Here is a 4,378-nt window from a genome sequence, read left to right as displayed (position 1 = left end):
AGTTCTTTTAGTGGTTGATTTCATAACACTCTCCAATTTTTGGGGTGGAAAGTGTCAACCTTATTTAGGACGGCACATTTTAAAGATATGAAAAAGCGGCTCATGAGCCGCTTTTTTGTTCTTAATGACAAGACAAAAACTCTTCCTGTTGAAGTTACTACGCTCTTTCTTTTCCTTCTAGAGCCAGTATCTCGTCAACTAATTTTGGAACCTCAACGCTTGCTTTTCCGTAGCGTTTTTCCTCAAATTCACTTTCTACCGCACTAGGTTCTAGGTTAATTTCAATGGTATGTGCGCCGTGCATTTTTGCATCATGAACAAAACCTGCTGCGGGATACACAACGCCAGAAGTCCCAATAGAAATAAACAAATCTGCTTCTTCTAATGACGCGTAGATATCCCCCATTCGCAGTGGCATTTCACCAAACCAAACAATATGTGGTCGCATTTGTGAAGGGATCTGACAACAGTGACAAAGCTCGCCGGTCTTAATGTCCTCATTGTGCTCTACTACTTGGTTAGATTCACTACAGCGGGCTTTGAGCAACTCACCATGCATGTGAATCACATTCTGACTGCCGCCTCTTTCGTGAAGGTTGTCTATATTTTGAGTGATGACCGTCACTTTACCTTCTAACTCAGCCTCTAAACGACCCAATGCTTCATGCGCTGCATGAGGCTTTATCGCATTATCTTGAAGTTTCTTGCGGCGTTGGTTGTAAAAATCTTGAACAAGGTCCGGATCGCGAGCAAACCCTTCAGGCGTTGCTACATCTTCGATACGGTGATTCTCCCATAGGCCATCTTGCGCACGAAATGTTTGAATACCAGATTCGGCCGAGATACCTGCACCAGTAAGTACTACAATATTTCTATAAGGGAAATTCATAACTCATCCTTGCTGTTTTTTCATTAGCTTAACACTGAAAGAATAGCAACAGTAGTAATATGGATTAGACCATAGTCGTAATGGTCACTATTAGAATTACAATTTAAGAGGAACAGCAATGAGACAAGTATCTCTAGCGTTTATATTGCTTATGACTTTGGCAGGCTGTCAACTTACCAATGTTGAAGGCGAAGTCGATGATGTAAAGGTAAGAGTCAGCACCAATGATGATGACCATCGAGGTAATGGTAATTTCTGTCCTCCTGGCCAAGCCAAGAAAGGCAATTGCTAACAGAGCGGCTTTATGCCGCTCCCATATTGGCCTCAATCCTCGTTGGTCGAAGATATTTTATGAATGGCTAGGTCAGCGCCATTGAATTCGTCTTCTTCTGAAAGCCTCAGTCCCATACTGGTATTAATCGCACCGTAGACTACAAGTGCACCAAGCACTGCGATGGAAAGGCCCAAAAGCGTTCCTAGAAGCTGAACGATAATGCTCACGCCACCTAGCCCACCCAATGCGCTTTGACCAAAAATCCCAGCGGCAATACCACCCCAAGCGCCACATACACCGTGTAAAGGCCAGACACCTAGCACATCATCAATCTTGGTTTTGTTTTGTAGGTGGGTAAAAAGATAAACAAATAGCACGCCAGCAATCGCACCTGTCACTAAAGCACCGATAGGATGCATTAAGTCTGAGCCCGCACATACAGCAACCAAGCCAGCTAGTGGGCCGTTATGAATAAAGCCAGGGTCATTCTTACCAGCCAACAGTGACGCGACAATGCCCCCGACCATTGCCATCAATGAGTTCATAGCCACCAAGCCACTTATGCCTGACACAGTTTGAGCTGACATGACGTTGAAGCCAAACCACCCCACACATAAGACCCAAGCTCCCAAAGCCAAAAACGGAATATTCGAAGGCGCAAAGTTGGTGTGCTTTCCTGCTCGAACTCTGCCTTTTCTCATGCCCAAAAACACGACAGCAACAAGCGCTATCCAGCCGCCAACACCATGCACAACGACTGAACCTGCAAAATCGTGGAAGCCATAACCAAAGGTATTTTCAAACCAAGATTGAACGCCAAAGTTTCCGTTCCAGATCATTCCTTCAAATAGTGGGTATACAATACCGACAGTGAAAAATGTTGCGATTAAAATCGGATAAAAACGAGCTCGTTCTGCGATACCACCTGAAACAATAGCGGGAATCGCTGCAGCGAAGGTCAGCAAGAAAAAGAACTTCACTAACTCGTAACCATTGCCTTGAGATAATGTCTCTGCATCAGCAAAGAAGGTGCCGCCATAAGCGACCCAGTATCCAATGAAAAAATACGCAATGGCGGAAATACCGAAATCGGCCAATATCTTAACTAAAGCATTAACTTGGTTCTTTTGGCGCACGGTTCCTACTTCAAGGAAAGCGAAACCAGCATGCATCAAAAAAACCATGATTGCGCCAAGTAGTAAGAAAAGTGTGTCGGAACTTTGCGTGAGAGTTTGTACAGCGCCGTGTACCTGATTGGCAGTTACACTCATTATGATTGTCTCCGTTGATCTGTAGCGCACTTATCCTGTGCATCAAAGTTAGGTTCATCACCAATTTGGTGAACTTAATTTATAGAGCGTCTAACAGAGCAATTCTCATTCCATAATTTACATTTCTAACACTTAAACTTTAATTTATTGTTTTGTATGAACTTTAATGAAATTAGGCATTCTTGAAATGGTGCTTAACACGCTAATAAATGCACCAATATGGCTTTAGTGCACCAACATAATGCGCACCATATAGCTCAACAAAACGTAAAAGCCACCTCATGAGAGGTGGCTTATATACTGAATTGCTAACTAAAGGAGTTTATCGAGTGATCTTCCCTGCTTTTACATCTTCTAGCCAACGCCCTTCAACAAGATAGGGTGGAAGCCAACCGGTTTCAACAGATAGACGGTTGCCTTTGTCGTACCATATTAACTTCTACTAAGCGTGCCTATTGTGCTCTTTAATCATTTCTGCGATTTCCTTGCGTCCCCACTCATAAGTAAACGCTATAGCGTCCATGTCTTTCATAGAGTTACCAGTATATTTAACCTTTGTATCTATACCAGCTTTTAGTAATAGCTCCACAATATTTTTATGACCTGCATGGATCGCAGCAAACAATGGGTTGCGGTCTGGTTCAGATATATCCATCACTGCATTTCTTTCTAGAAAATAGGTAAGTAAGTCTAAATGACCTTCATATGCAGCTGTATTTAAAGGAGTTACACCTGAAGGCCCCCCCTTAACATTTACATCAATACCTAGATTCACCAGAAGCTCTACAATTTTATCTTGCCCTTGCTCCGTTGCGATATGCAACCAAGAACCCAGAGGCGTAATTAGATGAAGTAATTTGTCATCTTCTGAGAGAATTTTTTCAACCTCACTCACGTCACCGGATCTAATCGCGGCCATTACATCTTTTGCGCTATGCTCACCTGCCATATTTATCTCCTCAGCTGCGGTTTTAACCAGTAATTTTAAAGCATTAACTATATCACCGCGTTTACCCAACATTTATCTGTCACTTTAAGAGTATCAACAACCTGCCGCAACGCATAAATATCATACTGACCTTGAATCCGATTTGGAGCCCACACTAAGTTCTCGTGGTCAAATATTGGATCAATGCCATATTTCCTCAAAAGAATTTGGCCCTCAGTAACGAGAGCTTGTTGCTCTGCCCCCAAGCCCTTCTTAAAGAGTATGTGGATCCGGCATGCCTTTAGGAGGAGGCCCCACGACAGACCTTAAATATGCTCCAAAATCAAAGGCTTCATCAGAGTTCTTCGTCTCCAATAACAATCCTTGTAAAATTCGCAAACTGTCACTTTGCTCCAAAGATGTTTTCGTCCTTGATTTTCTGCGATAGCGTGTGCGTTAACAAAATCCTCTATCTTGAAGACATAATGGACTTAGGCCTACTATCCTCTGAACAATTGATATAGCGATAAAAATAATTTTGTTCTCTCGCAATCAATATGGTTTAAATCGTGCTCATATCGAATATGATTTTTAACTTTGAGTTTTCGGGTAATGCCACCAATGATGGGTCGTTCGACAAACAACAACCTCCCCACCTTAAACGTAAAAACCACCTCAAGATAGAGATGGCTTATATGCTGAATTGCTAACTAAAGCAGTTTATCGCGAGACCTTCCCGGCTTTTACTTCTTCTAGCCAACGTCCTTCAACGAGATAGGGAGGAAGCCAACCAGTTTCAATAGATAGATGGTTGCCTTTGTCGTACCACATACAAACCATGCCAAGCAGAGGGAAATTAATGAGCGTGCGGATCCCCAATCTTTCTGGTCCTAGCTCTCGGAGATGATATTTCTCTTGGAACTGTAGATTTTTGACTAACACTTCCTCAAAATCATAACCAATGTCGGTGGTAAGCGCTGCAAAGGTTTCTAAAACCCCCATCGCAATTTCCAACG

Annotated in this window: 5 protein-coding genes; 1 reads left to right on the top strand and 4 read right to left on the bottom strand. The window is 42.8% G+C overall.

The features are described from left to right. Positions 1–157: 157 nt before the first annotated feature. The gene (gene cobB / locus R7Q46_RS24525) at positions 158–889 is read right to left on the bottom strand and encodes a Sir2 family NAD+-dependent deacetylase (RefSeq protein ID WP_318077849.1); all 732 of its coding nucleotides are present in this window, start codon (positions 887–889) and stop codon (positions 158–160) included. 118 nt (positions 890–1,007) lie between these two features. On the opposite strand from cobB, the gene R7Q46_RS24520 reads away from it, so the two are divergent. Beyond that, positions 1,008–1,181 carry a hypothetical protein gene (locus R7Q46_RS24520; RefSeq protein WP_165401620.1) on the top strand — a complete coding sequence of 58 codons (174 nt, stop codon included), beginning with the start codon at positions 1,008–1,010 and terminating at the stop codon, positions 1,179–1,181. A 32-nt stretch (positions 1,182–1,213) separates the two neighbouring features. Here R7Q46_RS24520 and R7Q46_RS24515 read toward each other — a convergent pair whose 3' ends face one another. The 3 genes from R7Q46_RS24515 to R7Q46_RS24505 form a co-directional block, all read right to left on the bottom strand. Beyond that, positions 1,214–2,434 carry an ammonium transporter gene (locus R7Q46_RS24515; protein WP_130544947.1) on the bottom strand — a complete coding sequence of 407 codons (1,221 nt, stop codon included), beginning with the start codon at positions 2,432–2,434 and terminating at the stop codon, positions 1,214–1,216. 442 nt (positions 2,435–2,876) lie between these two features. Continuing rightward, positions 2,877–3,455: an ankyrin repeat domain-containing protein gene (locus tag R7Q46_RS24510; protein WP_318077848.1), complete on the bottom strand. Its 579-nt coding sequence runs from the start codon at positions 3,453–3,455 to the stop codon at positions 2,877–2,879. 627 nt (positions 3,456–4,082) lie between these two features. Beyond that, on the bottom strand, positions 4,083–4,378 hold a 296-nt coding region (locus R7Q46_RS24505; RefSeq protein ID WP_318077847.1), incomplete at its 5' end, for an immunity 49 family protein.

The organism is Vibrio sp. 811, assembly GCF_033339195.1.
Note: the sequence above shows the minus strand (reverse complement) of the source record. Positions and strands in the feature narration are given on the sequence as shown.

Excerpts from the sequence above, each read along its gene's own strand:
- cobB (WP_318077849.1), bottom strand. The coding sequence starts at position 889 with ATGAATTTCCCTTATAGAAATATTGTAGTACTTACTGGTGCAGGTATC.
- R7Q46_RS24520 (WP_165401620.1), top strand. The coding sequence starts at position 1,008 with ATGAGACAAGTATCTCTAGCGTTTATATTGCTTATGACTTTGGCAGGC.
- R7Q46_RS24515 (WP_130544947.1), bottom strand. The coding sequence starts at position 2,434 with ATGAGTGTAACTGCCAATCAGGTACACGGCGCTGTACAAACTCTCACG.
- R7Q46_RS24510 (WP_318077848.1), bottom strand. The coding sequence starts at position 3,455 with ATGTTGGGTAAACGCGGTGATATAGTTAATGCTTTAAAATTACTGGTT.